The following is a 3898-nucleotide window of genomic DNA, read 5'->3' as shown; positions in this document are numbered from 1 at the left end:
GCATTACAAATTAAGGGAAAGTAAAGTTTTTACTGGAAATTAGATGCGAAATCTCTGTAAAATTAATAATTTCCTTGACAAACTATTGGTCTTTATGTATAGTTTTTAGTAAATAAAGTATAATATATAATACATAACAATAAAAGTAATGATGGGAAGAGTAAGTTTGGTATTCTAACTATAGAGAGCCAGGTTAGGTGGAAGCTGGTGTTAGAATCTAGGCTGAAGATGGCCCCTGAACTGTGTAGCTGAACCTATAGTAGGCTATGCCGGATTTGTATCCGTTATGAGTACAAGGTTATGATAGTAACCTATTGAGGTCTAAACTGTGAAGTTTAGATGAAGTAGAGTGGTAACGCGGAGAGTACACCTTCGTCTCTATATTTAGGGGCGAAGGTTTTTTGTTTACAATTGACAGGTGACAGATAACTAACAACTAAAATAAAAGGAGGCATATATAATGAACAAGACTTTTTATTTAACGACTCCTCTGTATTATCCAAGTGACAACTTGCATATAGGACATACTTATACAACTGTGGCAGCAGACACATTAGCCAGATTCAAAAGATTATCAGGATATGATGTTAAATTCCTTACAGGTACAGATGAGCACGGACAAAAGATTGAAGAAAAGGCAAAGGAAAAAGGAGTAAAGCCTAAGGCTTATGTAGATGATATTGTAAAAAATATCAAAGAATTATGGAAGACATTAGACATATCATATGATATCTTTATTAGGACTACCGATAAACAACATGAAGAAATAGTACAAAAAATATTCCAAAAGCTATATGAACAAGGAGATATATATAAAAGTAATTATGAAGGACTTTATTGTACTCCATGTGAATCCTTCTGGACAGAAAGCCAAGTGGAAGATGGTAAGTGTCCAGACTGTGGTAGACCTGTGAAAAAGGCTAAAGAAGAAGCATACTTTTTTAAATTATCTAAATACCAAGATAGATTACTTAAGTTCTTTGAGGAAAACCCTGAGTTTATTCAACCTGCATCTAGAAGAAATGAGATGATAAATAACTTCTTAAAGCCAGGATTAGAGGATTTGTGTGTATCTAGAACAACAGTAGACTGGGGGATTAAGGTCCCATTTGATGAGAAACATTCTATATATGTATGGTTTGATGCTGTATGTAACTATATAACAGCATTAGGATATTTAACAGATAATGATGAAGACTATAATAAATATTGGCCCGCTAATATCCACTTTGTAGGAAAAGAGATAGTAAGATTCCACACTATTATTTGGCCAGCTATTTTAATGGCTTTAGGCATAGAGTTACCTAAGAAGGTATTTGGACATGGATGGATATTATTTGAAGATGATAAGATGTCAAAATCAAAGGGAAATGTTATATATCCAGAGCCATTAATAGAACTATATGGAGTAGATGCACTTAAATATTTCTTGTTAAGAGAATTTACTTTCGGTCAAGATGGTTCTTTCTCAAGAGAGAAATTCTTAAAGAGAATAAATTCAGACTTAGCTAATGACCTAGGAAATCTAGTAAGTAGAACAATAGCTATGATAGATAAATACAACGGAGGAATCATGCCAGAACCTACTGAAGAAGGAGAATATGATAGTGACTTAAAAGAAGTGGCAACATCTACTGGATATGAAGTTGAAAAATTTATGGATAAATTAGATTTCAGTAATGCCCTTGAAGAAATATGGAAGCTTGTTAGAAGAACAAATAAATATATAGATGAAACTATGCCTTGGATATTAGCAAAAGAAGAGGATAAGAAGGAAAGACTTAATACTGTATTATACAATCTTTCAGAATCACTAAGAATTATCTCAGTATTAATAAGACCATTTATGGAAAAAACATCTGATAGTATATGGAGACAGTTAGGAATAGACCATGGTCAAGGAACTTCTTGGGAGGATATATCAAAGTGGGGTATATTACCAACTGGTGTTAAAGTGAGAAGAGAAGGACCAATGTTCCCAAGATTAGATATAAACAAGGAATTAAAGAAGCTAAATGAAGTTAATAAAAAATTCTTAGAAGAAAGAATGGGTAAAGCAACTATGGAAGAAAAGAAAGAAGAAAACTATATAACTATTGACGACTTTGATAAAATAGAATTAAGGGTTGCAAAAGTTGTAGAAGCAGAAAAACATCCAAATGCTGACAAACTATTAGTATTACAACTTGAGGTTGGAGATGAAAGAAGACAGGTAGTATCAGGAATAGCAAAATACTATAAACCAGAAGAGCTTATAGGAAAGGATGTAATATTAGTAGCTAATCTAAAACCAGTAAAGTTAAGGGGAGTAGAATCTCAAGGAATGATATTAGCTGCAAGTAAGGGTAAAAAGCTTACTTTAGCAACTGTTATGGATGAAATCAAAAGCGGAACAAGAATATCATAAAATTCTAATTGGGGCAGAGTATATTTCTGTCCCAATTAATGTATTTTAAGGGGGATAAATATGTACTTGCTTTATCTAATATTAACAATACTAATATCAATAATTACTATATTTAGTGTTATTAATAAGATTAAGAACAAAAAAGAAGCAGGAAAAGTACTACTTGAAATAGGTAGTTTAAAAACAAAAAGAGTAATTCAAGTTCTTACTGGGTTATATATTTGTGGTGTTGTTTTATTATTTTTTGTGGCAGTAAAAGAATTTAACTTAGAAAGGTTATTTCAATTTATATATTGGACTCTATTTTTAATATATTTTGTTATAGTAAGAGATATGAATGACAAAATCACAGAAAATGGAATACTAACTTTTAATAAGATTATAAGATGGGAAGATATTTGGGCATATAAAATTAAAAGAATTTACCAAAATAAGCAAAAGTATGTTATTATATTAAGTGTAAAAATGAAGAGAAAATTGTATAAAAATGAAGTATCACAGGAAATACAATTAACCCATAAAGTATCAGAAATTCAAAAACAAGAGATAGAAAACTTGTTTAACAAATATATTATAAAAGATAGTCTTTAAGGAGGAATTTTAATGCTTATAGATACCCATGCACATTTAGATGATAAGAGGTTCGATAAGGACAGAGATAAATTAATTAAAAGCTTAAAGGAAAATGATGTGGATATAGTTATAAATCCAGGAGCAGATGTAGCTTCATCAGTTAAAGCAGTATCTTTAGCAAGTCAATATGACAACATATATGCGGCAGTTGGAGTTCATCCCCATGATGCTAAGGATATAAATGAAGAAACTATTGAGCTTTTACGCTCTTTATCTAAAAAGGATAAAGTAGTAGCAATAGGAGAGATTGGACTTGACTATCACTATAATAACTCGCCTAGAGATATACAAAAGAAGTGGTTTAGAGAGCAGATAAAACTTGCAAAGGAAGTTAATCTCCCAATCATAGTACATGATAGAGATGCACATGGCGATACATTTGATATAATTAGTGACGAGTTAGATGGTAATTTAACTGGGGTATTGCATTGCTATTCTGGGAGTTTAGAGCTTGCTAAAAGATACATAGATATGGGCTTTTACATTTCCTTTGCAGGTCCTGTAACATTTAAAAATGCTAAAACTCCAAAAGAGGTTGCAAAAAAGATTCCTTTGGAGTATATTTTAATTGAAACCGATTCACCTTATCTTGCACCACATCCACATAGGGGTAAAAGAAATGAACCTTTATATGTAAGATATATGTCAGCAATGATTGCAGAACTAAAAGGGATATCTTTTGAAGAAGTAGCAAGAAGAACAAGTGAAAATGCCAAGAAATTGTTTGGGATTTCATAAATAACAATATTAATCTTATAACAGAGAGAAAATTCAGTATTTTTTGTTGTCTAAGAAAGCATATTTACTGTATAGCTTGTAATTAAGTTAAATACAAGTTTGAAAGGTAGAAAAAATGTT

At 31.2% G+C, this 3898-nt stretch carries 3 protein-coding genes and 1 other annotated feature; all 3 genes read left to right on the top strand.

The genetic code is table 11. From position 1 onward, the window contains the following. The first annotated feature begins 139 nt into the window (after positions 1–139). Positions 140–383: a binding site (T-box leader), on the top strand. Between the two features lie 77 nt (positions 384–460). From metG to L21TH_RS07185, 3 genes are read left to right on the top strand one after another with little or no spacing between them, the layout of a single operon-like run. Next, positions 461–2407, top strand: a complete 1947-nt coding sequence (gene metG / locus L21TH_RS07195) for a methionine--tRNA ligase (protein ID WP_006312788.1) — start codon at positions 461–463, stop codon at positions 2405–2407. Positions 2408–2467: 60 nt separating this feature from the next. Beyond that, positions 2468–2998: a hypothetical protein gene (locus L21TH_RS07190; RefSeq protein ID WP_006312787.1), complete on the top strand. Its 531-nt coding sequence runs from the start codon at positions 2468–2470 to the stop codon at positions 2996–2998. Positions 2999–3010: 12 nt separating this feature from the next. Next, positions 3011–3778 carry a TatD family hydrolase gene (locus tag L21TH_RS07185; protein ID WP_006312786.1) on the top strand — a complete coding sequence of 256 codons (768 nt, stop codon included), beginning with the start codon at positions 3011–3013 and terminating at the stop codon, positions 3776–3778. The last annotated feature ends 120 nt before the right edge of the window (positions 3779–3898 follow it).

Origin of the sequence: Caldisalinibacter kiritimatiensis (assembly GCF_000387765.1) — a bacterium.
GTDB classification, from domain to species: Bacteria; Bacillota; Clostridia; order Tissierellales; family Caldisalinibacteraceae; genus Caldisalinibacter; species Caldisalinibacter kiritimatiensis.
Note: the sequence above shows the minus strand (reverse complement) of the source record. Positions and strands in the feature narration are given on the sequence as shown.